This is a genomic window from Acinetobacter sp. NigerLNRRAM0016 (assembly GCF_054112845.1).
In genome coordinates this window covers 1-488 of record NZ_JBSYVT010000120.1, presented here as the reverse complement: position 1 = coordinate 488, position 488 = coordinate 1, and the positions used below count along the sequence as shown (strand labels likewise).

General features: G+C 48.4%; 1 protein-coding gene. It reads left to right on the top strand.

From position 1 onward, the window contains the following. Positions 1-488, top strand: a 488-nt coding sequence (locus ACWQ4X_RS19795) for an IS66 family transposase zinc-finger binding domain-containing protein (RefSeq protein WP_457904686.1), incomplete at both ends; no start/stop codon positions are given.

Below are 488 nucleotides of genomic sequence, written 5' to 3'. Positions count from 1 at the left end.
AGCATAAATTCGGCAGTAAAAACGAACATCTCACTGCAAAACAAATCCACCTGTGGGATGAAGCGGTTGAAGAAGATATTGCCGCGGTTGATCTAGAACTGGAACGGCTAAATGCAGATAAAACCGATGCAGTGACACACAAAGCCAAAACCAATAAACCTAAACGTCGACCACTGCCAGATCATCTACACACCATCCGTATTGAGCATGAACCTGCATCAACCCAATGTGCTTGTGGCTGCCAACTTCGTCGTATCGGCGAAGATGTCAGTGAAAAACTGCATTTCAGACCGGCACAGTTCTATAAGGAACAGCATGTACGTGGCAAATGGGTCTGTGATCAGTGCGACACCCTGACTCAGCAAGCGATGCCCGCCTATGTGATTGATAAAGGTATTGCCAGTCCTGAACTGCTCAGCCATGTGCTGGTATCGAAGTATGCCGATCATTTGCCGCTGTACCGTCAGCGCCTGATCTATCAGCGGGCT